This window comes from Rhizobium sp. PAMB 3182, from assembly GCF_052908355.1.
In genome coordinates, this window is the sequence record NZ_CM128607.1 from 3,666,758 (window position 1) to 3,691,671 (window position 24,914).

At 59.0% G+C, this 24,914-nt stretch carries 22 protein-coding genes and 1 pseudogene; 10 read left to right on the top strand and 13 right to left on the bottom strand.

Annotated features, from left to right (window positions below; all coding sequences use genetic code 11):
* Positions 1 to 61 precede the first annotated feature (61 nt).
* From ACU5AZ_RS17615 to ACU5AZ_RS17625, 3 genes are all read right to left on the bottom strand, one after another.
* Positions 62 to 1,216, bottom strand: coding sequence for a PQQ-dependent sugar dehydrogenase (locus ACU5AZ_RS17615; RefSeq protein ID WP_446823623.1), 1,155 nt, complete (start codon positions 1,214 to 1,216; stop codon positions 62 to 64).
* Between the two features lie 61 nt (positions 1,217 to 1,277).
* On the bottom strand, positions 1,278 to 1,883 hold the full coding sequence (locus tag ACU5AZ_RS17620) for a class GN sortase (RefSeq protein ID WP_446826042.1): 606 nt from the start codon (positions 1,881 to 1,883) through the stop codon (positions 1,278 to 1,280).
* A 37-nt stretch (positions 1,884 to 1,920) separates the two neighbouring features.
* A complete protein-coding gene (locus tag ACU5AZ_RS17625; protein WP_446823624.1) occupies positions 1,921 to 4,299 on the bottom strand; it encodes a marine proteobacterial sortase target protein in 2,379 nt (792 codons plus the stop codon).
* 396 nt (positions 4,300 to 4,695) lie between these two features.
* On the opposite strand from ACU5AZ_RS17625, the gene ACU5AZ_RS17630 reads away from it, so the two are divergent.
* Positions 4,696 to 5,898 (top strand): pyridoxal phosphate-dependent aminotransferase, encoded by a 1,203-nt coding sequence (locus ACU5AZ_RS17630; RefSeq protein ID WP_446823625.1) that lies wholly within the window; start codon positions 4,696 to 4,698, stop codon positions 5,896 to 5,898.
* A gap of 62 nt (positions 5,899 to 5,960) precedes the next feature.
* Here the strand turns inward: ACU5AZ_RS17630 and ACU5AZ_RS17635 are convergent, their stop codons facing one another.
* Positions 5,961 to 6,857 (bottom strand): LysR family transcriptional regulator, encoded by an 897-nt coding sequence (locus ACU5AZ_RS17635; RefSeq protein WP_446823626.1) that lies wholly within the window; start codon positions 6,855 to 6,857, stop codon positions 5,961 to 5,963.
* Positions 6,858 to 6,955: 98 nt separating this feature from the next.
* On the opposite strand from ACU5AZ_RS17635, the gene ACU5AZ_RS17640 reads away from it, so the two are divergent.
* Positions 6,956 to 7,963: an NAD-dependent epimerase/dehydratase family protein gene (locus ACU5AZ_RS17640; RefSeq protein ID WP_446823627.1), complete on the top strand. Its 1,008-nt coding sequence runs from the start codon at positions 6,956 to 6,958 to the stop codon at positions 7,961 to 7,963.
* On the opposite strand, the gene ACU5AZ_RS17645 is transcribed toward ACU5AZ_RS17640, so the two are convergent.
* The 5 genes from ACU5AZ_RS17645 to trxB all read right to left on the bottom strand — a co-directional run bounded on the left by ACU5AZ_RS17645 (position 7,960) and on the right by trxB (position 12,999).
* Complete coding sequence (locus tag ACU5AZ_RS17645; RefSeq protein ID WP_446823628.1) at positions 7,960 to 9,066, bottom strand: calcium:proton antiporter; 1,107 nt, start codon at positions 9,064 to 9,066, stop codon at positions 7,960 to 7,962. The two genes, ACU5AZ_RS17640 and ACU5AZ_RS17645, sit on opposite strands and share 4 nt — an antisense overlap.
* 111 nt (positions 9,067 to 9,177) lie before the next feature.
* On the bottom strand, positions 9,178 to 10,305 hold the full coding sequence (locus ACU5AZ_RS17650; protein ID WP_446823629.1) for an alkene reductase: 1,128 nt from the start codon (positions 10,303 to 10,305) through the stop codon (positions 9,178 to 9,180).
* 52 nt (positions 10,306 to 10,357) lie between these two features.
* Positions 10,358 to 10,651 carry an ArsR/SmtB family transcription factor gene (locus tag ACU5AZ_RS17655; protein ID WP_446823630.1) on the bottom strand — a complete coding sequence of 98 codons (294 nt, stop codon included), beginning with the start codon at positions 10,649 to 10,651 and terminating at the stop codon, positions 10,358 to 10,360.
* Positions 10,652 to 11,104: 453 nt separating this feature from the next.
* Positions 11,105 to 12,007, bottom strand: coding sequence for a LysR family transcriptional regulator VtlR (locus ACU5AZ_RS17660; RefSeq protein WP_446823631.1), 903 nt, complete (start codon positions 12,005 to 12,007; stop codon positions 11,105 to 11,107).
* Positions 12,008 to 12,024: 17 nt separating this feature from the next.
* A complete protein-coding gene (gene trxB / locus ACU5AZ_RS17665; protein ID WP_446823632.1) occupies positions 12,025 to 12,999 on the bottom strand; it encodes a thioredoxin-disulfide reductase in 975 nt (324 codons plus the stop codon).
* Between the two features lie 483 nt (positions 13,000 to 13,482).
* Here trxB and ACU5AZ_RS17670 point away from each other — a divergent pair, with 483 nt between their 5' ends.
* From ACU5AZ_RS17670 to ACU5AZ_RS17680, 3 genes are all read left to right on the top strand, one after another.
* Positions 13,483 to 13,689 (top strand): hypothetical protein, encoded by a 207-nt coding sequence (locus ACU5AZ_RS17670; protein WP_446823633.1) that lies wholly within the window; start codon positions 13,483 to 13,485, stop codon positions 13,687 to 13,689.
* A 306-nt stretch (positions 13,690 to 13,995) separates the two neighbouring features.
* Positions 13,996 to 14,712, top strand: coding sequence for a hypothetical protein (locus ACU5AZ_RS17675; RefSeq protein ID WP_446823634.1), 717 nt, complete (start codon positions 13,996 to 13,998; stop codon positions 14,710 to 14,712).
* A gap of 62 nt (positions 14,713 to 14,774) precedes the next feature.
* Positions 14,775 to 15,716: an ATP-grasp fold amidoligase family protein gene (locus ACU5AZ_RS17680; RefSeq protein WP_446823635.1), complete on the top strand. Its 942-nt coding sequence runs from the start codon at positions 14,775 to 14,777 to the stop codon at positions 15,714 to 15,716.
* 135 nt (positions 15,717 to 15,851) lie between these two features.
* Here ACU5AZ_RS17680 and ACU5AZ_RS17685 read toward each other — a convergent pair.
* Positions 15,852 to 16,100, bottom strand: a pseudogene (locus tag ACU5AZ_RS17685) (hypothetical protein); the annotation flags it as partial.
* Positions 16,101 to 16,174: 74 nt separating this feature from the next.
* On the opposite strand from ACU5AZ_RS17685, the gene ACU5AZ_RS17690 reads away from it, so the two are divergent.
* On the top strand, positions 16,175 to 17,209 hold the full coding sequence (locus ACU5AZ_RS17690) for a glycosyltransferase family 2 protein (protein ID WP_446823636.1): 1,035 nt from the start codon (positions 16,175 to 16,177) through the stop codon (positions 17,207 to 17,209).
* Between the two features lie 151 nt (positions 17,210 to 17,360).
* Positions 17,361 to 18,161, top strand: coding sequence for a capsular polysaccharide synthesis protein (locus ACU5AZ_RS17695; protein ID WP_446823637.1), 801 nt, complete (start codon positions 17,361 to 17,363; stop codon positions 18,159 to 18,161).
* Positions 18,162 to 18,174: 13 nt separating this feature from the next.
* Here the strand turns inward: ACU5AZ_RS17695 and ACU5AZ_RS17700 are convergent, their stop codons facing one another.
* Positions 18,175 to 19,152, bottom strand: coding sequence for a hypothetical protein (locus ACU5AZ_RS17700; protein ID WP_446823638.1), 978 nt, complete (start codon positions 19,150 to 19,152; stop codon positions 18,175 to 18,177).
* Between the two features lie 307 nt (positions 19,153 to 19,459).
* Between ACU5AZ_RS17700 and ACU5AZ_RS17705 the strand changes: the two genes are divergently transcribed.
* Together ACU5AZ_RS17705 and ACU5AZ_RS17710 are read left to right on the top strand one after the other, a co-directional pair.
* Entirely contained in the window at positions 19,460 to 20,266 is an 807-nt protein-coding gene (locus tag ACU5AZ_RS17705; RefSeq protein ID WP_446823639.1) for a glycosyltransferase family 2 protein, read from the top strand.
* Positions 20,267 to 20,281: 15 nt separating this feature from the next.
* Positions 20,282 to 21,307 carry a glycosyltransferase gene (locus ACU5AZ_RS17710; protein ID WP_446823640.1) on the top strand — a complete coding sequence of 342 codons (1,026 nt, stop codon included), beginning with the start codon at positions 20,282 to 20,284 and terminating at the stop codon, positions 21,305 to 21,307.
* 3 nt (positions 21,308 to 21,310) lie between these two features.
* On the opposite strand, the gene ACU5AZ_RS17715 is transcribed toward ACU5AZ_RS17710, so the two are convergent.
* Positions 21,311 to 22,366 (bottom strand): glycosyltransferase family 4 protein, encoded by a 1,056-nt coding sequence (locus ACU5AZ_RS17715; protein ID WP_446826043.1) that lies wholly within the window; start codon positions 22,364 to 22,366, stop codon positions 21,311 to 21,313.
* Positions 22,367 to 22,413: 47 nt separating this feature from the next.
* Positions 22,414 to 22,890, bottom strand: coding sequence for a transcription elongation factor GreA (gene greA, locus ACU5AZ_RS17720; protein WP_446823641.1), 477 nt, complete (start codon positions 22,888 to 22,890; stop codon positions 22,414 to 22,416).
* A 264-nt stretch (positions 22,891 to 23,154) separates the two neighbouring features.
* On the opposite strand from greA, the gene ACU5AZ_RS17725 reads away from it, so the two are divergent.
* Positions 23,155 to 24,909: an alkaline phosphatase gene (locus ACU5AZ_RS17725; RefSeq protein WP_446823642.1), complete on the top strand. Its 1,755-nt coding sequence runs from the start codon at positions 23,155 to 23,157 to the stop codon at positions 24,907 to 24,909.
* The last annotated feature ends 5 nt before the right edge of the window (positions 24,910 to 24,914 follow it).

The following is a 24,914-nucleotide window of genomic DNA, read 5'->3' on the forward strand; positions in this document are numbered from 1 at the left end:
GAAAACCGGCGGCAAGAACCGCGCCTGCCGCCCGACACAAAATTCTGGAGGGGATTTAAGCCTATTGCTGGACGTCGTTGGAACGGGTGATGCGCATCAGCGCGCCGTTCTCGTCATCGGTGATGAAGACGATCGAACCGTCGGGCGCCACCTTGACGTCGCGGATGCGGCCGTAGTCGCCCTGCAGCATGCGTTCCTCGGACAGGATCGTGCCGTTTTCCTCGCGCTCCAGCCTGGCGATCAGCTGGTACTTGAGCGCCGCGACGAGGAAGTCGCCCTCCCATTCGGGGAACATCGCCCCGTGATAGACGGTGATCGCGCCGGGCGCGATAGAGGGGTCCCAATAGTAAAGCGGCTGCTCGTAGCCTTCCGCTTCCGTACCGATGCCGATATCGGCGCCGGAATAATCCTTGCCATAGGTGATGACGGGCCAACCGTAATTCTTGCCGGGTTCCGGCATGTTGATCTCGTCGCCGCCACGTGCGCCGTGTTCGACGGTGTAGAGCCGGTCATCCTTTGGATCGATGACGGTGCCCTGCGGATTGCGGTGGCCGAGCGACCAGATTTCCGGCCTGCCCATCTTGCCGCCGGCAAAGGGATTGTCGGCGGGGATCGTGCCGTCGGCATTGATGTGCAGGATCTTGCCGGCATCGTCCATCGGGTCCTGCGCGCGGTCGCGTTCGCCGCAATCGCCGATGCCGAAAAACAGGCTGTCGTCCGGCGCCTGCGCAATGCGGCTGCCGAACTGGATGTCGGTGGTGCAGGCGGGATGCATGAGGAAGATCTGCTTCAGGTCGTCAAGCCGGCTTTCGTCAGGCGACAGCGTGGCGCTGTAGACGGCTGTGCCATGGCCTTCGGCATCGGTAACGACGGCTGTGAAGTAGAGACGGCGGTTTTGCGCGAAGTCGGCGTCGAGGGCGATGTCGAGGAGACCTGCCTGACCGGCGTCGTAGACCGCCGGAACACCGGCGATGGGCTTGGAAACCTTGCCATCGCGGACGATGCGCATGGAGCCGGCTTTCTCGCTGACGATGTAAGCGCCGTCCGGCAGGATCTCGACGGACCAGGGGGAGGCGAGGCCGTCGGTGATCTTGGCGACGTCAAGAATGGCCGACTGGGTTTCCGCAACGTCGTCTTCCGCATGCGCAAGGGAGGCGGTGGTGATCAAGGCGGCAGCAGCCGCAAAGGCGAGACTTTTATACTTCCGCCGGGCCATGCGGATATCCTAACGCTGGATTTCAATCGTCTTGCAAATGTGGGGGATTCTCTTCCAGGTTTCAACGCGCGGCGACGATGTTTTCCGTGCCGTCGGTAATTCGCTCCGCATCGAGGATGTAGCGCAATGGACCGCGTTCAACCGCGTCGAAGGGCCAGCAGGTGGCCAGCGCCAGGTGTTGGCCGGTGGCGGCGGCGTCGATGCCGCTGTCGTTCCAGCGCGCTATCCGGCCGACGCCCGCCCGGTAGCGCAGGACGTTGCCGTTCGCGGTTGTGACCTCGAGAATGTCGCCGGGCCGCACATCTTTCAGCCAGCGGAAATGCGTGTCGCGATGGGCGGCGAAGACCGTCGTGCCGCTCTCACCGGGCGGCGGGGTGGTAGTCAGCCATGCCGGGCCGAAGGCGAGTGCCTCGCCGGACGCGCCCTTCAGCACGATCGCCGAACGGTGCAGCCTCGGCACCCGGATTTCCGCTTCCGTGACGAAATCGGCCCAGGGCCAGGGTTTGCTGTTCGCATCGCCAGCCAGGCGCTCGGCGAAGCTGCGCTCCAGCAGGACCTGGGAGAGGGAGGCTTTCGCCTTCATGTACAGGCCGTCGCCGATCAGCATCAGGCCCGTCACGCCGACTACCGCGATGCCGCCGGCCAGCAACCGCTCCGCCGTGGACATGCGGCGTATGAAGTCGAGGTGGTACCACTTGGCCCGGTCAGTCAAGGCGCGTGCCTCCCATGGCGGCCAGACGCTTGAAGCCCTTGCGCCAGATGGCGAGGCAGATGCCGGCCATCACCGCGAAGGCCAGCATCAAGAGGCCGAGCAGGATGTTGCGATCTGCAAGCGTCGCCGTCTGCGGGAGATCGACGCTTGCCGTCTGGTTGGAGGCGATCAGGGCGGCGCTTTCGGCGCTGGGGGCGGCGAGCATCTGGTTCGCCGTCATGGAGGCCAGCTGCACGCGCTTCATCGCCGGTTCATCCATCTCCGCCTTGTCAGGTTGCTGGCCGGGTACGCTATTGTCCTGCGGACGGTCGGATCCGAACACCTTGTCGTAGTCCCATCCGGCCGGCAGGTTCAGCGGCAGTTTCGTTTCCGCCAGCCATTCGCCGCTCGGGCGGCTCGCCGTGACATCGACGGCAACGAGGCTGGTGACGCGGGAGACGAGGTGGTGGGCCATGGCCACGCCCTCGATCTGCTTGTCGAGCGCCTGCTGGTCGCCGATGCGGAAGGCATTCGATTCCAGATCCTCGATCTTGCGCTTTGCCCAGAGCTTGGCGATGCCGCTGCCCTTGGCCGCCTTGGCGATGTCCATGTCGACGCGCCAAGGCTGATCGCCGGTTTTCCCGGCGATCAGCAAAGTGCCGGAGGGGTCCGCTTCCTGCAGTTCCGCCGTCAGCACGACAGGCTCTCCGGCATAAAGATCGGGCATCGGATCGGGGGTGATTTCCTGCGCGCCGACACCTTCGAACCTGGCGGAGATATCGGTCATTGCCGGATGCTCGAGCTTCTGGAACAGCTCGCCCATGCGTGCGGCGACCTGCTCCTCCGAGCCGATGTGGGTATAGGTGCCGCGACCGAGTTCGGCGGCCTTGGTCATGAAATAGGAGTTCGGGGCCGAGCCGATGCCGACGGTGAAGACGCGGGCATCGCCGCGGTTGCGGGTGATCTCGTCGAAAAGTTCGGCCTCGTTGCCGATCGCGCCGTCGGTCAGGAACACGATCTGGCGGAGCGCTCCATCCTCATGCTTGCCCTGGGTAGTCAGTGCCGCATGCAGTGCCGGCAGCATCTCGGTGCCGCCATCGGCGGTCAGGCTGCGCACATAGGCGATCGCCTTTTCTCGGTTGTCGGGCGAGGCGGGCACGAGGCCGCCGAAGAAGTCCGTCATCGTGTCGTCGAAGCGGATGACGTTGAACCGGTCGCCGGCCTTCAGGCGGCTGATCGCCAGCGCCAGGCTCGCCTGCGCCTGTTCGATAGACGGGCCGGACATGGAGCCGGAATTGTCGAGGATGAAGACCACCTCGCGCTTGTCGACGGCCTTTTCGGCTGCCGGATCTGCGGGCGGGGTGACGAAGGCCATGACATAGGTCTTGCCGTCGACGCTTTCCTTGAACAAGCCTGCATTCGGCGCCTTGCCGGCGGCAGCGCGCCAGTCGATCTCGAAATCCTTGTCTGCCGGCACGCTGCCGTTCTTCAGGGTCAGAGTTTCGGCGCCGTCACCATCCTTGACGGTGTCCATCTCGTGGAACGGCGTCTTGACCTCGCCGGGCGGGAATCCGGCATCGAGATGGACAGTGAGCGTCACCGGATTGATCTTGGCGTTTTCGCGCGGATCGAGCACGGGGGCTGTGATCTTCTCGCGGTCGGGCACCGGATCGCTGCCCGTGGCATAGCCCGATCCGCTGTTGTCGAAGTCGACCGTCTGGACCAGCGGCTGCGGATTGTATCGGGGTGCGACGACCATGGGGACGCGCAGGGAGAATTCTCCGTTCGACTGGTGGACTTCCTGCTGGTACTCGATCTGCACGGCCACCATTTCGCCGGGGCCGATATTGGCGACCTGGTTGGTGAAGAGGTTGGGACGCTGCTGTTCCAGAAGGGCGGCCTTCTTGCCTTCCTTCTTGGCCTGTTCGTAAATCTCGCGCGCTTCCTGGCGCGGCTTGATCTCGCCTTCGATGAAGCGATCGCCGATCTTCATCTTGAGCGTGTCAACGGCGGCGTTTTCGGGCAGCGGGAAGACGTAGGTGCCTTCCACCCATCCCTTGGACGGATTGACGAACTGCTGGGTGACCTTGACGCGGGCGATCGGTCCGGAGACATCGATCTTCACGTCGGTCGCAAGCTTCGGCGCCTCGACGTAGAGGCCGGGATCGCGTGCCGGAAAGAGCAGGGCGCCGCTCATCATTTCGGAGGGCCGCACCAGTGCGATCTTCTGCGGCGCGGTAGGCTTTGCGGCGGTGTCCTGCGCCTTCAGCCCGGACACGAGGCCGGTCAGCATCACCATGCAGGCGGCGAGCGCGAAGAAAGCCAGGCGAAACGCCGTGGCAGTCACTCTTTCACGCTCTCGCATTTCGTGGTCATCACGCTCGAATGACATGGTCTTTCCCCCTCGGTGCGTTCGCCCCGTCTTTGTCCCCGATATTAACCCTTATCGCCTGGCCCGTCTCGTCCCTTTGAATGCGGGAACACGGATAGCGATAATTCCGCAGAACTAGGCCACCAGAAGATGGCCCGAGATGGACCAAATTGCGGCGTGGTGTGGTCGGCAACATGGAAAGAATCGTGACATCGCCTGTGGCGTCGGGAACTGGTGCTGCGGCAAATGACGCCGGCGTCGCCGGAATTCGGGACGAAACGTCAGAAAATATGTCACCGAGACACGGTTTGGCTTGAAACCGGCGGTCACATTCGACATAGAGCGTGGGGCGGAAATTCGGGATTTCCCGCAGGTTTTCCGCCGACCGTCTGAAAACCACATCAGGACCCAATCATTATGGCCTTTCTTGCTGATGCACTTGCCCGCGTAAAGCCCTCCGCCACCATTGCCATGGCCCAGAAAGCCCGCGAGCTGAAAGCCAAGGGCATGAATGTCATCAGCCTTTCGGCCGGTGAGCCCGATTTCGATACGCCGGACAACATCAAGAAAGCCGCCATCGAGGCGATGAACCGCGGCGAGACGAAGTATTCGCCGGTTTCCGGCATTCCGGAACTGCGCGAAGCGATCGCCAAGAAGTACAAGCGCGAAAACGGTCTCGACTACACGGCCGCACAGGTCATCGTCGGCACCGGCGGAAAGCAGATTCTTTTCAACGCGCTGATGGCGACCCTTAACCCGGGCGATGAAGTCATCATTCCGGCGCCCTACTGGGTGTCCTATCCGGAAATGGTGGCGATCTGCGGCGGCACCTCGGTGTTCGTCAACGCGACCATCGACAACGGCTTCAAGCTGCAGCCGGAAGACCTGGAAAAGGCGATCACGCCGAAGACGAAGTGGTTGATCTTCAACTCGCCGTCCAACCCGTCGGGCGCCGCCTATACGCATGACGAGCTGAAGAAGCTCACGGACGTGCTTCTCAAGTATCCGCATGTCTGGGTGCTGACCGACGACATGTACGAGCACCTGACCTTCGATGACTTCAAGTTCGCCACTCCGGCCGAAGTCGAGCCGAAGCTCTATGACCGCACGTTGACCATGAACGGCGTGTCCAAGGCCTATGCGATGACCGGCTGGCGTATCGGTTACGCCGCCGGCCCGATCGAGCTTATCAAGGCAATGGACATGATCCAGGGCCAGCAGACGTCGGGCACCAACACGATCGCCCAGTGGGCGGCCGTCGAGGCGCTTAATGGTCCTCAGGACTTCATCGAGAAGAACAAGAAGATCTTCCAGGGCCGTCGCGATCTGGTCGTTTCGATGCTGAACCAGGCGACCGGCATTTCGTGCCCGACGCCCGAAGGCGCATTCTACGTCTACCCGTCCTGCGCCGGCCTGATCGGCAAGACCGCGCCGTCGGGCAAGGTCATCGAGACGGACGAGGACTTCGTCATGGAACTGCTGCAGTCGGAAGGCGTCGCCGTCGTTCATGGCACGGCCTTCGGCATGGGCCCGAACTTCCGCATCTCCTATGCGACGTCGGAAGCCCAGCTCGAAGATGCCTGCGAGCGCATCCAGCGTTTCTGCGCTGCCTGCAGGTAAGCATTGGCGCAAGCCGAATTTCGAAGGCCCGCCGGAGACGCTCCGGCGGGCTTTTTGCTGCGCTAAAGGCTGCGGACGTATTGCAGCATGCCGCCGACCAGCGCGTCGAAAGCGGCCCGGCACCGTGGCGTGTTGCGAAGGTTCTCGTGCATGGCGGCCCAGATGGGCAGGCGGATCGGCAGAACGCCTTCGAGAATCTCAACGAGATTGGGGTCCCTAAGGCCCAATTGCCTCTGACACAGCCCTATGCCGCAGCCGGCTCTGAGCATGGCCAGTTGCGCGGTGTTGCTGTCGGCACGGTAGTGGAAGCGGGGCAGGGCGACGCCCGGAAAATTGCGCATCACGTCGCGGACATAGGCAAGGTTTTTGTCGTAGCCGATGACGTCATGATCGGTGAGATCGGCAAGGCTTTGCGGCGTGCCGCGCCTGGCAAGATAGGCGCGATGGGCGAAGAAGCCGATCGGGATGTCGCCGAGATGGCGGACGACGAGGGCTGCCTGCACCGGTTCCGTCATGCGGAGGGCAATGTCGGCCTGCCGGTGCAGCAGGTCTTCCACGGCGTCGGAGGCCGACAGTTCGATCTCGAGCTTCGGGTGGGCTTGGCCGAGCTTGGCGAGGATCGGCGGCAACACTTCGACGGCGACGATCTCGCTGGCGCTGATCCTCACCGTGCCTTCGACCGCGCTGGGCGAGGCGGAGGTGGCGCGGGCCAGCGCGGCGGCGGTGGCCGCCATGCTTTCGGCATAGGGTTGGAGGGTGAGGGCCGCTTCGGTCGGCTGCAGGCCGCTCTGCGAGCGGGTGAAGAGCGGAAAACCTGCGGCCTGTTCCAGCGCTTCAATGTGTCGGCCGACTGTCGGCTGACTGAGGTTCAACCGACGCGCCGCGGCCGAAAGGGAGCCGGTCTGCAGTACGGCCAGAAAGGTGCGGTAGAGATCCCAGTCGACATCATGTTTTGCCATACAAAAACGTATAACAGGGCAAGTAATTTATACAATTCCGAGTTTTCATGAAATCGCCGATGGTTGCTCCAGACAAATCCCAACACTGGAGACTACCAATGTCGAATGAAGTGAAACTGCCGGTCGCCCTGGTTCTGGGCGCGACTGGAGGAATTGGCGGCGCGGTCGCCCGTACGCTCAAGGCAAGAGGATGGACGGTCCGGGCGCTTAACCGGAATGCGGCGGCTATGCAGGGCAAGCATCCGGAATTCGAGTGGCGGCAAGGCGACGCCCTGGTGGCGGCGGACGTTTTGGCGGCTGCCAGCGGTGCCGATCTCATCGTGCATGCCGTCAATCCGCCCGGTTACCGGGATTGGGAAAAGCTCGTCCTGCCGATGCTCGACAATTCGATCGCGGCAGCGGCACGGCACGGCGCGCGGCTGCTGGTGCCGGGCACGGTGTATAATTTCGGCCCGGACGCCCGGCCGAACCCGGTCGAGGACAGCCCTCAAAATCCCGTCACGCGCAAAGGCCGCATCCGTGTCGTCTTCGAGGAACGGCTGCGCCGGGCATCTGCCAGCGGCACGCAAGTCATCCTGGTGCGGGCCGGGGACTTCTTCGGGGCCGGTGCCGCAAATAACTGGTTCTCGCAGCTGGTGACGCCCGGAAGGCCGGTGAAGGCCGTCGTCAATCCGGGCCGGAAGGGTGTCGGCCATCAATGGGCCTATCTGCCGGATCTGGCCGAAACCATGGTGCGGCTCGTCGAACGCTCTTCAAGCCTGCCGACCTATGCCGACTATCAGTTCGAAGGGTTCTGGGACCATGACGGCATGCAGATGGCCAAAGCCGTAGGACGTGTCGTCGGCAAACCGGGTATCCGCGTGCGGCGCTTTCCGTGGCCGCTCGTCTACCTGGCATCGCCTTTCGTCAGGCTGTTTCGCGAGCTCCTTGAGATGCGTTATCTCTGGCAGGAGCCCCTGCACATGACTAATAGCAAACTCAGAGCTGTGCTTGGCGCGGAGCCGCGTACGCCGCTCGACGAGGCGGTTCGCGCCACGCTTGTCTCATTCGGCTGCCTGGCTTCGACGCCAGCTGTCGGCGGGAGGTCTGAGCTTGTTGCCGCCTAAAGGCCGATTGCCGAGAGCATCAGGAAGGTGGCGAACAGCACGAAATGGGTCATGCCCTCGATCGCGTTGGTCTCGCCGTCGGAGAGATTGATGGCCGAGGCGATCAGCGTGATCGTCACCATGACCGTCTGCGTCGGCGTCATCGCCATGACGATCGGCTGGCCCTGGAAGAGGGCCAGTGCCTCCATTACCGGGACGGTGAGGATGACCGTCGAGAGCGAGGCGCCGAGCGCGATGTTGATGACCGACTGCATGCGGTTCGCCAGCGCCGCGCGCAGGGCGGTCAGGATTTCCGGCGCCGCCGATATACCGGCAACGACGATGGCGGCGACGGCCGGCGGCGTGCCGGTGCCTTTCAGCCCTTCGGTCATGAAGCCGGACATCAGTTCCGCCAGCAGGCCGATGACGCAGACGCCTGCGATCAGGAAGCCAATCGACACACCCATGGAAGTCTCATCGGAGTGATCCTCCTCCTGGACCTCGGTGCCCGCCTTCGCCTTGGCGGCATTGCGTGGGTAGTGGTAGCTGAAGAAATAGCTGTGCTGGTCGACCTGCATGCGCAGGAACAGCGCATAGAGCGACAGCATGGCGATGATCGTGAAGCCGGAATAGAGATGCCACTTGGCCTGCGGCACGAATTCCGGCACCACCATGGAGATGCCCATGGCCGTCAGGATCATCACCGAATAGGTCTTGCCGGAATCGTCGTTATAGGCCTGTTCGCCGTGTTTCAGGCCGCCGAGCAGGGCGGCGAGCCCGAGTATGCCATTGATGTCGAGCATGACCGCCGAATAGATGGTGTCGCGGGCAAGCGTCGGAGAGCTTTCCGAACTCATCATGATCGCCAGGATCACCACTTCGACGACGACCGCAGACAATGTCAGGATCATCGTGCCGTAAGGATCGCCGACCTTCGCGGCGATCGCCTCGGCATGGTGCGCGACGCGGATGGATACCCCGACAATGGCGGCGATCAGCACCGCCGCGGCCGCAAGTTCGACGGTCTGGGAGAGGTGGGCGCCGGAATGTTCCAGAAGATAGGCGGCGAGCGCTGCGATGAGCGCGACTGCAAACGCCAGTTCCTGCTTGAGTGTACCGGCCATGCATGCCCCTTCTCGAATGGAAATGTACCTGTCCCTTGAGAAGCTTAGGGCATCGTGCCGGCAATTTGGAGGGGCAGAGCGCGAATTCGCAGCTCTGCCCCCGGCTTTTGGTCAGGCCGCGTCGCTTTCGCCAAGCGACGGATAGTCGATGTAGCCCTTGGCGCCGCCACCGTAGAAGGTCTGCTGGTCGGGCGTGTTGAGCGGCGCGTTCTTTTCGAGCCGCTCGGCCAGATCCGGATTGGCGATGTAGAGCTTGCCGAAGGCGACGAGATCGGCGCGGCCGCTCTCGACGACATCGATGGCCAGGTCGCGGGTATAGCCGTTGTTGACCATCCAGGCTGCCTTGCCGCCGGCTTGGCGGTAGGCGGACTTGAACGCCGCATAGTCGAACGGCTTCGGACCCTGGCTGTAGGCCCGGTCGCCGCCGGTGGCGCCTTCGATGATGTGGACATAGGCCAGCGGATAGGCTGCGATCGCCTTGGCGACATAATCGTAAAGCGCCTGCGGATCGTCGTCGGATATGTCGTTGGCCGGGGTCACCGGCGAGAGGCGCAGACCGGTGCGCTCACCGCCGACGGCAGCCACCACGGCTTCGACCACCTCGACGAGGAAGCGGGCGCGGTTTTCGATCGGGCCGCCATATTCATCGATGCGCTTGTTGGCGCCGCTCTTGAGGAACTGGCCGATCAGGTAGCCGTTGGCGCCGTGGATTTCGACGCCGTCGAAGCCTGCCTCGATCGCCGCCTTGGCGGCGTGGGCGTAATCCTGCACCGTGGTCTTGATTTCCTCAAGCGTCAGGGCGCGGGGTTCGGACGTTTCGGCAAAAGCGCCCGAGCCATCGGCGTTGATGATGTAGGTCTTCGACTTGGCGGTGACTGCCGAGGGGGCGACCGGCGCATCACCGTTCGGCTGCAGCGAGGTATGCGAGACGCGACCGACATGCCAGATCTGTGTGAAGATGCGGCCGCCGGCCTTGTGCACGGCGTCCGTCACCTTCTTCCAGGCGTCGATCGCCTCGGACTTGTAGAGGCCAGGCACGTCGGCATAGCCCTGGCCCTGATGGGTTATTGCGGTGCCTTCCGTGATCAGCAGACCGGCGCCCGCCCGCTGGCGGTAGTATTCGACGGCGAAGGGGCCGGGAATGGCGTTCGGCGAGCGGTTGCGGGTCAGCGGCGCCATGACGACGCGGTTCTTCAGCGTGATGTCGCCGAGCTTGAAGGGTTCGAACAGCTTGGTCATTGGAAGTCCTTTTGGGTTGATATGTCTTAGGAGGGAACAGTCTGCCGTTTGGCTAGAGGGTGGAGGCAATGTCTGCCCGGAACGCTTCGATCGTGGTTTCGTTCCGGCTGTAGTAGATCCATTGACCGACTTTTTCCGCGTGAACGAGACCGGCGCGTTGCAGGCTTGCCAGATGGGCGGAGACGGTGGATTGCGACAGGCCGCAGCATTCGAAGCCGCCCGCGCAGACGCCATAATCGGATACATGGCCCTTGCCGCCGAAATGCGCCTGCGGATCCTTCAGCCATTCGAGGATCTGCCGGCGAACCGGGCTGGAAAGCGCCTTGAATATTTCGTCCCTGTCCATCGTGTCCATTTCTGTATATCGCGATACATCGATATACGTATCGTCGAGGATCGATGTTTCAAGAGTGGTCGCGAAAAAATGGAGAGACTGCCGACAAGGCAAAAAAAGAGGGCCACCGGAAAACCAGGGCCCTTTATAAGTTAGAAGGTCAAAAAACCTCCAGAGGGGAACAGCTGGTGCGGCGGTACTGGGAGGAAAAAGACCGCCGTGTGCATCAGCTATGTGCGATATGGTGCTTTTTTGTGCAGCCTTCAATCAATATTTGTGCATGTCAGCCATGCGTTCGTTGCATCGCTAACAATTTCTAGCCCTTGAAACATACGCTAACGTGCATAGGCGCGTATGCGCTGTCGACCAAAAGCGTCGTGAAAACAGATGTTTGCCTGTTTCGCGGTGACAAGGGTGCTTGGCGGCGTCCACAAGATTGCCGCATTTCGACCGCTCGAAAAAAGATCAGAAATTCCAGTTTCGCGCCTTGGCGACGATGAAATCGCGAAAAGCCTTCAGCTTGGCGGCGTTCTTCATCTCGTCCGGATAGCAGAAATAGGTATCGAAGGAGGGGACGTCGGCACTCGTGACCAGCTGAATGAGTCCCGGATCGCGGCCTGCAATGTAGTCCGGCAGCATGGCAATGCCGATGCCGAGCAGGCAGGCGCGCTTGATCGAGGTCAGGCTGTTGATCTGCAGGTGCGGCAGGCGCGGATTGTCCGGCGAGCGCCCGGCGATCTCCAGCCAGTTGACGTTCAGGAGATAGTTCGGTGCCGGTTCGCCGAAGGTGATGACACGGTGATTGTCGAGCTCTTCGATGCTGCGCGGTTCGCCGTGCTTGTTGATGTAGGACGGCGCGGCGTAGACGTGCATATGCACCGTAAACAGCTTGCGCTGGATGAGGTCCGACTGCTGCGGCTGGCGCAGGCGGATGGCGCAGTCGGCCTGGCGCATGTTCACGTCCAGCTCCTCATTGTCGAGGATCAGCTGGATCTGCATGTCCGGATAGAGCTGCAGGAACTCCTGGATCTTGTCGGTGAGCCAGCCCTGGCCGAGGCCGACGGTCGTCGTCACCCGGAGCTTGCCGCTCGGCTTCTCGTTCGTCTCGGTCAGCTGGGCGCGGGCGGTTTCGAGCTTCAGCAATACCTCGTTGGCAGTGCGGTAGAGCAGTTCGCCCTGTTCCGTCAGGATCAGGCCGCGCGCATGGCGATGGAAGAGCTTGACGCCGACTTCCATTTCCAACGCGCTGACCTGACGGCTGATGGCCGATTGCGACAGATGTAGCTTGTCGGCCGCATGGGTGAACGATCCGGCTTCGGCGGCTGCGTGGAATATTCGCAGCTTGTCCCAATCGAGAGGTACACCCACCTGGCTCTACGCCTCCGTTATTCTGCTGCGATCGCGACCGGCTGATGGCCGGCGAGATAGCGTTCAGCTTCCAGGGCCGCCATGCAGCCCATGCCCGCCGCGGTGACTGCCTGGCGGTAGATATCGTCCGTCACGTCGCCGGCGGCAAAGACGCCGTCAATGTCGGTGGCCGTCGAATCCGGAGCGGTCCAAAGATAGCCGTTCGGCTTCAATTTCAGCTTGCCCTTGAAGAGCTCGGTTGCCGGGGCGTGGCCGATGGCGACGAAGACGCCGTCGGTGGCGACCTCGATGATTTCGCCGGTCTTGACGTTCTTCAGCCTTGCGCCGGTCACGGTCGGCGGCAGCGGCCCCTTGTTCTTCACGCCGGTGATTTCTTCCAGCGTCGAGTCCCAGACCACCTTGACGTTTTCCTTGGCGAACAGGCGCTCCTGCAGGATCTTTTCCGAGCGGAAGGCATCGCGGCGGTGCACGACTGTGACCGACTTGGCGATGTTCGACAGGTAGAGCGCCTCTTCGACCGCGGAGTTGCCGCCGCCGACGACGATAACGTCGCGGTTCCTGTAGAAGAAGCCGTCGCAGGTGGCGCAAGCCGAGACGCCGCCGCCCTGGAAGGTCTGCTCGCTCTCGATACCGAGCCACTTTGCCTTGGCGCCGGTGGCGATGATCAGCGTGTCAGCGGTCCAGACCGCGCCGGAATCGGTTCTTGCCGTGAACGGACGGTGGGTGAGGTCGACCTCTGTGACGATGTCGGAGACGAGTTCGGCGCCGACATGCTCGGCCTGCAGCCGCATCTGATCCATCAGCCACGGGCCCTGAACGGGCTCGGCAAAGCCGGGATAGTTTTCCACGTCCGTGGTGATCATGAGCTGGCCGCCCTGTTCCATGCCGGCGATCAGCACCGGCGACAGCATGGCGCGCGCGGCATAGATCGCCGCCGTATAGCCGGCCGGGCCGGAACCGATAATCAGGACCTTCGTATGACGCACGGTCATGGCACTTCCTTTCAACACCCTTCAACGGAGCGGCGCATCATAACCGACACGCGCCAGCGCCCGGAGGCAAAACCGACTAAATATCCAGCTTCATTTATGAATGCTTGCCGTGTTTATTCAAGGGCGGGGTATGGGTTACCAACAGGGAAGGGGCGCTGCCTCTTTCAACCTTTGGCATGTGGCGCGCTTTCAGCTTACCTGCTTCCTGTCTTTCGGCAAAACTGGCGTCAATCTCGCATGGCGGGTTACGTCGTCGGAAATTCGGCAAGGCACTCGAGTTATGAAGTGCTCTTTCATGTGCCGGGATGATCATTGCAGTCTTCTGATCAGCGTTCGTGCGCCCGTACCGCATGATCACAACGTCATTCCGCTTCGCGGCGTTCTCCTTCATTTCAAGTTCTTCTTCGATTATCGGGACAAGTTCATGAAACGGTGCGGGACGAAAAGCATTTTCGAGACGCCGTGCGTACCGGGAAATGTTGGATGCGTGCAAAAGAGCCGCAAATCACCCTCGAAGGCAGCCTGTCACGGCGTTTTGAGAGGCACGATCACTTGGAGGATCTTGTTTTATCCGACAATGCGGAAGAACAATCCCTTCATCTCGGCCATTCTCCGTTTGCTGTCCTTGACATAATTCCAGAGAACTTTGCCGGTTACCGGTGTTCGTCCGGCGAACTTGTTGCTGGCTGAATTCGATCAAATTTGGGACATATGCAGCTTAACGTTGCGGGCGTCCGGGCTTGATGATACTCGCTTGGTTACTGCAAATTGACAGCCACCGAAGGTCCCTGGTGACTTTTCCCGTCCATAAGGCATCTTCGTTGTTAGCCTTTCGAAGCGTCGCCAATGTGTAAAGCCTTGGCGAGTAGCGGATGTTTTTGCAATACATGACGTTAGATTTAATGCTCTGATAGAACTGTGTTTATTTTTCAGGTATTAAATTTGGATATGTTTGAAGTTGCCTGTGGTTTCTATATTTGTTTTGGATGAGGACGGATGAATTCGCGCGGTGCAATATATATCGCATTTGGAGAGCAGCACATTCGCGAAGCGCTTCACTCCGCAGCCTCATTGAAACGGTATAATGATCTGTCCATCACGCTCTTTGCTGACGCTGACGTTGACGATAGCAATATCGATGAATTGATTATCATCAGTCCAGCTCATAAGCGGGCAAAAGTCGATTACATCAGTCAAAGTCCTTACGAGTATACAGTCTATCTCGACAACGACACCGAAATCCTTGCGCGGATAGACGATGATTTGAATGTCCTGGATCGATTTGATATCGCTTGCACCCAGGATTTTTCACGAAAGTCGAGCCAGTGGGCGAGAGTTATCGATAGTTACAGAGATATTCCGTACGCGTTCCCGGAATTCAACTCCGGGGTCATCTTCTTCAGGAAAAATCAACTCGTGTCGGATTTCTTTTCCCTCTGGGCCTCACGGTTCTACGAGCACATGAATAAAAGCAAAGGTCAGGATCAGGCGTCATTCCGTATCGCACTTTGGGAGAGCGATCTTCGCATCCATACCCTGCCAACGGAATTCAATGTCCGCAATCTTCGCATCAGGGACAAGATGCTGAAGCGACAAAAAGCCACCAAGGACAGTCTGCTGCTGAGGCCGCGCATATATCATTGGCATGGCCTTGATCGTATGACGCCGCTCAAGAAGTTGATGCGCAAATATCGGCCGATGAAGGTGTTCTGATCTGCGGACATGGTGGTACCGTGAAGGGTGCGTTTCCTGAGTTGTGAGTTTATATAAACGTGATGCGTGATTTGAATGCCTTCATCCTTTGGTTGAGCAGATTCTCCTGGAGCAAGCCGTTTCTCAACGTTCTAAGGGTTGTTTCGGGCCATACGACTCTCGGGGATTTTCTGGTCGGTTTGAGACAATTTCAGAAGCAACACCGTCGCCTCCCTTCCGACCCCAACCTGTTCAATGACCGCTTGTTTCAGATACGGTTCTCCGATGAGATATTGCGGCCGGAGCGGACGTTCACCACCGATAAGGAATTCGTGAAGCTCTATGTCGAATCCGTGGTGGGTGGCGCGTACAACGTGCCCACTTTGGCGGTCATTCGGCGAGCTGAAGACGTGGACGACTTTGAATTTCCCCGGCGATGCGTCATCAAGCCGACGCACGCCTCGGGAGAAGTGATTATCCGAAAAGATGGCGAGGAAATCGATCTGCATAGGATTCGGGGATGGTTTGATCTCGATTACTATGCTCGAAACAGAGAGCGAAACTACAAGTATCTCACACCCAAGGTGATTGTTGAGTCCATCATCTTTGATTCTGAAAATGTCGAGGACATAAAATTCTTTTGCCATCAGGGGATCGTCAAAGTCATCGAGTGTGATTTTGACCGCTATTCCGATCACCGGCGGAGCCTGTTTACGCCTGAGTGGCAGGAGTTGCAGTTTGAGCTTCAATATCCGCGCCCGGATTTTCTGAGAAAAAGGCCGCGGAACCTGGATAAAATGATTGATGTCGCCGAAAAGCTTGCGTCACCTTTTGATTTCGTGAGGATCGACCTTTACAGCAATGATGAAACTCTCCTCGTGGGTGAGGTGACGCATTGCCATCAGGGTGCATTGGGAGCATTCGAACCTCGCAATGCCGAGTTTGAGTTCAGCAGGCTGATTTTTGGTGATGTCACCTCGGCGGCACGTGCACCAGGCAAGAACGTGATTGGATTGAGGCCGTAAGCTGCCGGCAATCACGGCTCGTCGGTCACAAAAGCGGGGAAGGAACGAAAGCCCTGATGTCGTCAGGATAGTGTGGCCGATGCCCGTGCCGATATCCGATTGCATCATTTGCCCGAATGGGAAGCCTACCTCGAAGACGAGCTCGGCGCCCACATGCTCAGCCTGCAGCAGCTTCTGATCCATCAGCCACCGGCCCTGAACGGGTTCGGTGAAACCGGGATAGTTTTCCAAATGCTTGGTGATCACCAGCTCGCCGCCTTGTTCCATGCCGGCGAGCAACGCGCTCGGCATAGATCGCCGTCGTATGGCCGGCCGGGAGCCGGTAATCAGGACCTTGCCGGGGTATGGGTTGCCAACAGGGAGGGCACAGTTCGCAAGAGCGATGTTGCTAGCTGAATGGCGGTTCGCTAAGAGCTTATTTACAAATGATCACGAGGTCTTGCCCCGGAGACTGTAGATTGACGCGCTTTGAATATGCATACCCGTCCAAGGACGCCAAGACGGAGGTTCAACGACTTTCACGGTTGCGTCTGTTGCTTGCGAGCTATGATTCCTGGCGCATAAGCCGAAGGCAGAAGCGAAAGCCGCATGCGGTGGAAATGAAATGTGAGAGGCCGGGCGGACCGACTGAGCTTACAAAATCAGATATGCCGCTCATCTTCCTCACGCATAACGATCGAAAGTTCATTCCTTCGTTTCTGAAACACTATCGTGGGTTAGGGGTCACTCGGTTCATCTGTGTCGATGATCAGTCGTGCGATGGCACCAGGGAATATTTGCTCTCCCAGCCAGATGTGGATCTCTGGACGTCGCCTGTACGATATAGAAGCGCCAAGCGGGGGCGCATTTGGCGTTTGCAGCTATTTTCAATGTATGGAAAGGGGCGCTGGTATTTAAACGTCGATTCAGATGAATATTTGATGTTTCCCAACTGCGGGCAGCAATCGTTGAGGGCTTTGGTCTCGAAGCTTGAGCAAATGGGAGAACTCCGGTTGGCTGCTCCCATGCTGGATATGTATCCCGTCGGCGACCTCTCCAAAGCAGTATTCGACGGAGCTGACGAGCAGATGCCGTGGGAGGTTGCAGATCATTTCGACGCTTCCGGTTACTCTTTGCGTGTGAAGAAGAGAGCACTCAGTCTCAATGGCGGGCCACGCGCGCGTAAATTTGGCGGCGCGAATGAATTGATGAAATATCCGCTTCTCTATTGGGATGATCGCTGTGGTCTTCCAACGAACATACACACGCCTATGCCTTTCGAGAGAAACCTGATTCCTGTTCGCGGTGTGCTCCTCCATTTCAAATTTTTCTCTGATTACCGGGAGAAGATCGAGGAAGCGATTAGAGACAAGCAATACTTTTCTGATGCTGCCGCCTACCAGAATATGTCGGATAATCTCGGCGGTGAGAATGAGCTAAATTTCGATTCAGATTTATCATGTGTATTTGTGAATGAAAAGCAACTTTCCGATATGGGCTTTTTTGTTAAATAAATAGATTTTATTTTATCTGGATGATCGGATATATTTATTTGGAATTTTCTTGCTCGGCTTTGATGTGATGTCGTTCTTATGATGTCGTAATTGGCCCTGCATAATTGTGAATTATGCCAATATGATTCATTTGAATCGCGGGAGGTGAATATTGGAAGCCGGAAATACTCCAAGCATATATGCCTTCTGGGATAAGGGCAGGGACAAGGCCCCGAATTCGGTGAAGCGCAATTTCGACCTTTGGGAGCGGCTCAATCCTAACTATCGCCTGTTGGTTTTAGATAATGCGCAGGCTGAGACCATACTTAATAAATACGGCGTTAATCCGGTATCGTTGTCGATACAGGCACGCTCTGACGTGTTGCGGGTTATTTTACTCTATGAGAATGGCGGAGTGTGGATCGACGCGACAGTTCTTCCCCGCACTCCGTTGGATGAATGGTTGAACACCTATATGGAAGGCGCTGGCTTTTTCGCCTTTGACCGCCCTGGACCGCGGCGCCTAATTTCAAGCTGGTTTTTGGCCAGTACGCCAAAGCATGCTTTGCTGCAAGAATGGCTGGCTCTTCTGATCAGATATTGGTCAAAGCGGCGCGTATCTCTTGGCAAGTGTCCGAAATTATTGCGCAGCATTTACAACAAGGCTCCATCTTGGGGCGTGTCACCCACGGGCGGAGCACTGTTGCCAGTCTATCCTTATTTCTTCTTGCATTTTCTGTTTGGCAGGATGCTGGAGGATCGCCAAGACTTACGTGCCATCTGGTCGCAAGTGCCCAAGGTGTCGGCGTTCCCTCCCCACATGATACAAAGAGCTTGGCTTGCACTTTCAGACTACCCGAATGCGAAGGACGTCGTGTTGCCGTTGCTGGACCTCTCTCCTGTTCACAAGCTTGACTGGCGAAAGCAGTGGCCGGATGAGCTGTGGACGTTTGCAGACGACACCATCACTTAGTTTTCGCTCTTATCTATGCTCGAAACTGATGGTTCCCCGACCAAAAGATGATCTGCGTGTTCTTCTCTAATTTTTCAACGTCGGCATTGTAACGGGATCTCAGTATATTTTCTTCCGACTCTGTCAGGGGGGCGAATTTTTTTCCTTCCCTGAAGCGCATTAACGTAGCATCCGGATCGTAACCCTGCCTGCCGCCGTTGATGCGGGCGTAGTCAATGGCTTCCTCAGTGGGCGCGGCGTTGACAAGGCTGTGCTCTTCCGTAGCAAGCTGGGTGGCAAGCTCTTCTCCCAGCATTATGGCTAGCTGCAGCGATAAGGGTGTGTTCTGACAAGTCCAAACGTGAAGTTCCGCGTCCGGAAAAACCGCCTTGATATCCATCACCAACTCCGGCCAGCCCCGCTCCAGATTGAGTATCTTGGATTTTAGATCCTCGAAGGGCGGCTGTGGTCTTGAAGCAGGTCGATAGATGGCTGACATCGCGTATGAGGAGGTCAAGAACTCATCATATGGCCGGATAGCCAAGAATACCTTTTGGACCGGCGCAGGAAGATGTCTCTTTATTTCGGTCAGAATGTCTTCTGCTTCATAATAGAAGCCATTCCGGTGCTCATTGAAAATATCGCCGAGCATATTCTCATCTGAAATCAAATATTTTGATAAATTTGATCGAAAAAACTCTTGCGAGAATGATTTCGCTTTTCGTCTCCTGAAGTATTTCTTTATCGGAAACGAAGTTTCGGAAACTCTCCGCGCGCGCCTTACGAGCGACCGGAAGGTTTTCGAGTTTCTCTTGTTTGCCCGAGGCGGTGTAAATACAGATATGCCAAAATCGGAGATTTTCGCCGCATTTTCATCGATGGCACTTTGCAGGCGAGTGGAACCAGTGCGATGGGCTCCGACGTGCAGCCAAATGCTGGAGGCGTCTACATCTGTTTGCATATTCTGACCGAATGGAGATTGAAGATGATGTCTATCCCAGGGGTATGACATGTTTACCGCCAATGAAGCTATTTTTCTTCGAGATCGATGCAGTGGGGATTTTTCCACAAAAATTAATTCTGACAATTTTCTGATTGTGGGCTTGCGCGTTCACGCTTTTATCGAGGCCGTTCATTACCAAGAGAGGTAACACTTGATTGAACCGTCCGAAATTAATGCAAAGGATATCGGCCATGGCCAGCTGGCGCTCCCGAACAGGTTGGCCGACTGCGCCTTTGTGTGCATAAGTGCGTTCGAGGCCAGTTCCCGTGATCGGACGGGAAGCTGTGTTCCATGTCCGCAATTGCCGAGCAAATAAATGCGTCTTCCCATCTCCGCCTTCATAATCTGCCTCAATGAGGAGGACTATCTCGCAAGATGTATCGAGAGCCTTGAAGGTTTTGCGGAGATTGTCGTCGTGGATTCCGGATCTACAGACGGGACCAGGGCGCTCGTGGAAAGTTACATCGCGATGGGTTGGCCGATCCGATTCATGTTTGAGCCCTGGCGTGGATATGCTGGGCAGAAGCAGTTTGCGCTTGAGCAGTGTACACAGCCTTGGTGCTTTAATATCGATGCCGATGAACGGCTGGATGCCGCCCTGCGCGCACTGCTTCCCGAGCTCGTCAATGCGGAAGAGCGGATTGTCGGCTGGCGGGTGGCGAGACGACCGTATTTGATTGGTTACGGATACGCGCCGGAGACTGTAAAGGAACGCAAGAACCTGCGGCTGATCCGCAACGGCAAGGGGCGATACGATCTCTCCCAGGCTGTGCATGAAGGCATTGTGCCGGATGGTCGAGTCGACAACGCTGCCTCGGGTAGTCTTCTGCATTTCCGGCCGCTGATCATCGACGAGCAGATTCTGAAGGAAAACAAATATTCATCCCTGAAGGCAGAACAGAATGTGGCGGAAGGTCGGAAGGCGAAGTTTTCCAGCCTGGTTTTCAGCCCGCTGCTCTATTTTTTGCGGCTTTATTTCAGGAACGGGCTCTGGCGCTGCGGGCGGCCAGGCTTTATCGAGGCGATGACCGGCGCGGTGTATGCCTTCCTCACCCAAGCGAAGATCTATCAACGCCGAGCCCTGAAAGTGCGTCCTAACATCGATGACGCCGACAGACATTAGGAGCGATTGGCAGCCATGAACGTGATGCACTACCACTTTGGCAAGGATGGCGGCGCCGAGAAATTCTTTGTTCATCTGGTCAATGGGCTCGCGAGACGCGGCGTGAAGCAGACCTGCGTGATCCGGCCCGACCGGATCTGGAAGAAAGATATTGAACCTGCAGCGCGGATCATCGAAAGCAATTTCCGCAACGTTCATCCTGACCGCATACTCCTGCCCATCAAAGTAATGCGTATTGCCAAGCGGGAGAGGCCCGACGCGCTCTTCTCCTGGGCAACGCGGGCCAGCCGGCTGATGCCCGCCTATAAGGGCTGTATCAAGATCTCTCGCCTTGGCGATTACCCCACCAATCTGAGCTATTTCGACAATACAGACGTGCTTGTCTGCAATACGCCCGATATTGCCGTTCATGTTCGCGAGTCACTTGGCTGGACGCGAGGGGTGGAGGTCATTTCGAACTTCACCGATACGACGGAAGTCGCGCCAATTGATCGGGCGATGGTCGACACTCCGGACGGTGTTCCCGTCGTTATGTCCATGGGGCGCTTTGTTCCCCGCAAGGAGTTCGCACTTCTGACCGCTGCCGTTGCCAAGCTGCCGGGCGTCTATCTTTGGCTGGCGGGAGAGGGGGAGGAGCGGGCCAACGTCGAAAAACTTGCCGCTGATCTCGGGATCAGTGACCGCGTCCGTTTCCTTGGCTGGCAAGAGGATACCCGCCCTTATGTCGCGGCTTCGGACATCTTCGTGATGCCTTCCAACCACGAGCCGCTTGGCAACGTCATTCTGGAAGCTTGGGCGCAAACGCGCCCGGTGGTGTCGTCGCGATCAGAAGGGCCGTCGTGGTTCATGCGCGACGAAGAGAACGGGCTTCTTGTCGATATCGGCGATGAGGACGGTTTTTCGAAGGCCATAGAAAGATTGATCAACGATAAGGCGCTGGCGGCCAAGATTGCTGCCGGAGGTCATCAGACCGTCAAGGGCCAGTTTTCCGAGGATGCGATCTGCGATGCCTATATCGAGCTTTTCAAGCGGAAGCCTTGACGCTCAGTCCATCAGCCCCGCATAAGCCGCCCCCAGCCTCATCGCCTCACTCTCGATCGCGAAGTTCTGCCGTGCGTGGCGGAGCGCGCTTTCGGCTGCCTGCTGGCGTCTCACTTCGTCATCCATAAACTGTCGGGCGGCGTCCGTCATGGCGTCGAGGGTGTCGCGACGGATGAGGGTGCCGGTTTCGGACCCGCCGGTGACGATCAGTTCCGGGAAGGCGCCGACGTCGGTGGCGATGACGGGGACGGCGGTGGCCATGGCTTCGAGCGGGGTCAGGCCGAAGCCTTCCCAGCGCTGTGGCGCGATGAAGAGGTCGAGGCCGCGGTACCAGTCGTTGATGTTGGTATGCTCACCGACGAACAGGATGCGATCGGCGAGGCCCGCCGCCTTCACCTTTTCCTTCAAGTCGTTCTCGAATTCCACATGCTGCGGCGTGGCGCGGCCGGCGATGATCGCGGACCAGTCCGGACGCTCGGGCAGCAGGCGGATCATCGCGTCGACGAAAAGGTCGGTGCCCTTCTGGTGGCGCACGCGGCCGAAGCAGCCGGCGATCTTCTGCGCCGGGTCAAGGCCGAGCGCGCGCTTCGCCTCGGCCTTGTCGGAAGGCGGCGAGAAGCGGGCTGTGTCGATGCCGTGCAAGCTGACAGTGCTTTTGACCTCGAGATAGGCGGCCGTCTTGGCGCTGGTGGCGATCACCGCGTCCATGCGCGAAATCAGGAATTTCGTCCAGCCGGTGTGGCGGCGCTGCGAGGCGGAGGTGAAGACGATCTTCAGCGGCATGCGCAGGAGATCGCGCAGGATGATCGCCGGCAGCATTTCGATGTTGCGCCGCGCATGCCAGACGCGGAAGCGCTTGCCCTTCGGCGGCGTCCAGAGGTGCCAGAGGTCGCGGTAGCGGATATGGGGCAGGGTAGGCGGCAGTCCGGGCCCAAGCACGGCAATGCGCTGGCCGAGCGCGCGCTGTACCGGCACGAGCTGGATGATCGTCGAGGTGACCCCGGAAAGCCGCTTTTTGAGGTTCGGGGCGATGATGTCGATGTCGCGGAGATCGGCCACCGCATGTGCTTTCGCGGTGGCCTTGTTTCCGTCCGTCACGGGCGTTCTCAGCCCCAGCTGACGGCGAGGATTTCGTAGGCCTTGGAGCCTCCCGGCGCATTCACTTCGATGGAATCGCCTTCTTCCTTGCCGATCAGCGCGCGGGCGATCGGCGACGAGATGGAAATGCGGCCTGCCTTCACGTCGGCTTCCTGGTCGCCGACGATCTGGTAGGTCTTTTCTTCCTCGGTGTCCTCGTCGATGAGCTTGACGGTCGCACCGAACTTGACGGTGGAGCCGGACATTTTCGTCAGGTCGATGACTTCGGCGCGCGCGATCAGGTCTTCCAGCTCGCCGACGCGGCCCTCATTGTGGCTCTGCGCTTCCTTGGCGGCGTGGTATTCGGCGTTTTCCGAAAGGTCGCCATGGGCGCGCGCCTCGGCGATCGCCTCGATGATTCTCGGGCGTTCCTCCTGCTGGCGCCAGCGAAGCTCTTCGTTGAGCTTGGTGAAACCACCCGGGGTCATCGGAACTTTTTCTACCATTTCCTTTTCCTTACTGCGCGTCCCGCTCGTTCTGCATAGGGACAAAAGAAAACAGGTTCCGAAGAGGAACTTCGGAACCATGTCAAACTGTCAATTTGAGCGTTTATAGCAGACTCGCCCGGTGAAATGCGAGTTTTTTTTAGCCGGCTTCTCCTGCCGTGCTGCCTCTCGACCGATCCACCAGGGGCTTGCGGCCTTCATCCAAGTGTCACGGACAGGGACTATCGGACGGGTGTCGCAATTCCCTGCCTAAGGAGAAAGACCATGATGAAGTATTTTTCGGCGCTCGCCGCCGCGACCATGCTGGCCGGCGCCGCGCATGCCGCCACCGTCTATCCGCTCGACCGTGCAACGATCCTCGTCAACTCGCCCTTCGACTTCAAGGTCGAGCTCGACAAGGTCTACGGCGAGGGTGATGTCGCTGTCACCGTCAACGGCAAGCCCTATGCCGACGTCTTCGGCAAGCCGGCCGAATTCGTCGCCGAAGAGAACGGCACGGACGATGCCGTCCTCGGCTCCGCGCTGATCCTGCGCGATCTGGCGCTCGCTTCGGCCGGCGACTACACCGTCGAAGTCAAGGCTGGCGACGAAACGAAGTCGGTCACTTGGAACGTCTACGGCACGCCGGCTGCGCCGAAGGCCAAGAACATCATCTTCTTCCTCGGCGACGGCCTGTCTGTCGCGCACCGCACCGCCGCCCGCATCATGTCGAAGGGCATGACCGAGGGTAAGGCCGATGGTCGCCTCAACATGGATGATCTCGACCACATGGCCTTCATCGGCACGTCGTCGACCCATTCGATCGCCACCGATTCCGCCAACACCATGTCGGCCTACATGACCGGCCACAAGTCGCGCGTGAATGCCCTTGGCGTCTATGCCGACCGTACGCCGGCAAGCCTTGACGATCCGAAGGTCGAGACGATTGCCGAAGCGCTGCGCCGCACCACGAAGAAGTCGATCGGCGTCGTTTCCACGGCTGAAATCGAAGATGCGACCCCGGCCGCCGTCATCGCCCACACCCGCAAGCGCGCCGACAAGGCCGAGATCGTCGGCATGTTCATGCAGACCCAGCCCGACGTCATCCTCGGCGGCGGCTCGGCCTACTTCCTGTCGAAGGACGTTCCCGGCTCGAAGCGCAAGGACGACAACGACTACATCGCCCAGTTCAAGGATGCCGGCTATACGCTCGCAACTTCGAAGACCGAACTGGACGCCGCTTCCGGCACCAACACCGGCAAGCTGCTCGGCCTGTTCCACACCGGCAACATGGATACCGCGCTTGACCGCATGTTCCTGAAGAAGGGCACCGTCGACAAGTTCCCCGACCAGCCGGGTCTCGTCGATATGACGAAGACTGCCATCGACCAGCTGTCGAAGAACCCGGAAGGCTTCTTCCTGATGGTTGAAGCCGCTTCGGTCGACAAGATGTCCCACCCGATGGACTGGGAACGCTCCGAATTCGACGTCATCGAGATGGACAAGGCCGTTGGCGTTGCCATGGAGTTCGCCAAGACCCATCCGGACACGCTGGTCGTCGTTACCGGCGACCATACCCATGGCGTCTCCATCGTCGGCACCGTCGATGACGAGAAGCCGGGCGACGTGATGAGCGAGAAGGTCGGCACCTATGACGACGCCGGCTTCCCGAACTACACGGACGAGAACGGCGACGGCTATCCGGACAAGGTGGACGTTTCTCGCCGCATCCAGATGTATGCCGGCAACCATCCGGAATACTACGAAACCTTCCGCCCGAAGATGGACGGTCCGTTCGAGCCGTCGATCAAGAATGCCGACGGCAAGTATGTCGCCAACCCGGCCTACAAGGATATCCCCGGCGCCGTGCTGATGCCGGCCAACATCCCGTCTGACGGCGACACCGCTGCCCATACCGTTGATGACGTCGTGCTGCAGGCCGCCGGCCCCGGCTCGGAAGAATTCAAGGGCTACATGGAGCAGAGCGACGTCTACAAGGTGTTGATGGACACCTTCGCGCTCGGCTCGCAGTCGATGTAATTCGA

Coding starts and splice junctions, on each gene's coding strand:
- ACU5AZ_RS17615 (WP_446823623.1), bottom strand. CDS start 1,216: ATGGCCCGGCGGAAGTATAAAAGTCTCGCCTTTGCGGCTGCTGCCGCC.
- ACU5AZ_RS17620 (WP_446826042.1), bottom strand. CDS start 1,883: ATGTCCACGGCGGAGCGGTTGCTGGCCGGCGGCATCGCGGTAGTCGGC.
- ACU5AZ_RS17625 (WP_446823624.1), bottom strand. CDS start 4,299: ATGTCATTCGAGCGTGATGACCACGAAATGCGAGAGCGTGAAAGAGTG.
- ACU5AZ_RS17630 (WP_446823625.1), top strand. CDS start 4,696: ATGGCCTTTCTTGCTGATGCACTTGCCCGCGTAAAGCCCTCCGCCACC.
- ACU5AZ_RS17635 (WP_446823626.1), bottom strand. CDS start 6,857: ATGGCAAAACATGATGTCGACTGGGATCTCTACCGCACCTTTCTGGCC.
- ACU5AZ_RS17640 (WP_446823627.1), top strand. CDS start 6,956: ATGTCGAATGAAGTGAAACTGCCGGTCGCCCTGGTTCTGGGCGCGACT.
- ACU5AZ_RS17645 (WP_446823628.1), bottom strand. CDS start 9,066: ATGGCCGGTACACTCAAGCAGGAACTGGCGTTTGCAGTCGCGCTCATC.
- ACU5AZ_RS17650 (WP_446823629.1), bottom strand. CDS start 10,305: ATGACCAAGCTGTTCGAACCCTTCAAGCTCGGCGACATCACGCTGAAG.
- ACU5AZ_RS17655 (WP_446823630.1), bottom strand. CDS start 10,651: ATGGACAGGGACGAAATATTCAAGGCGCTTTCCAGCCCGGTTCGCCGG.
- trxB (WP_446823632.1), bottom strand. CDS start 12,999: ATGACCGTGCGTCATACGAAGGTCCTGATTATCGGTTCCGGCCCGGCC.
- ACU5AZ_RS17670 (WP_446823633.1), top strand. CDS start 13,483: ATGCGTGCAAAAGAGCCGCAAATCACCCTCGAAGGCAGCCTGTCACGG.
- ACU5AZ_RS17675 (WP_446823634.1), top strand. CDS start 13,996: ATGAATTCGCGCGGTGCAATATATATCGCATTTGGAGAGCAGCACATT.
- ACU5AZ_RS17680 (WP_446823635.1), top strand. CDS start 14,775: ATGCGTGATTTGAATGCCTTCATCCTTTGGTTGAGCAGATTCTCCTGG.
- ACU5AZ_RS17700 (WP_446823638.1), bottom strand. CDS start 19,152: ATGTCATACCCCTGGGATAGACATCATCTTCAATCTCCATTCGGTCAG.
- ACU5AZ_RS17705 (WP_446823639.1), top strand. CDS start 19,460: ATGCGTCTTCCCATCTCCGCCTTCATAATCTGCCTCAATGAGGAGGAC.
- ACU5AZ_RS17710 (WP_446823640.1), top strand. CDS start 20,282: ATGAACGTGATGCACTACCACTTTGGCAAGGATGGCGGCGCCGAGAAA.
- greA (WP_446823641.1), bottom strand. CDS start 22,890: ATGGTAGAAAAAGTTCCGATGACCCCGGGTGGTTTCACCAAGCTCAAC.
- ACU5AZ_RS17725 (WP_446823642.1), top strand. CDS start 23,155: ATGATGAAGTATTTTTCGGCGCTCGCCGCCGCGACCATGCTGGCCGGC.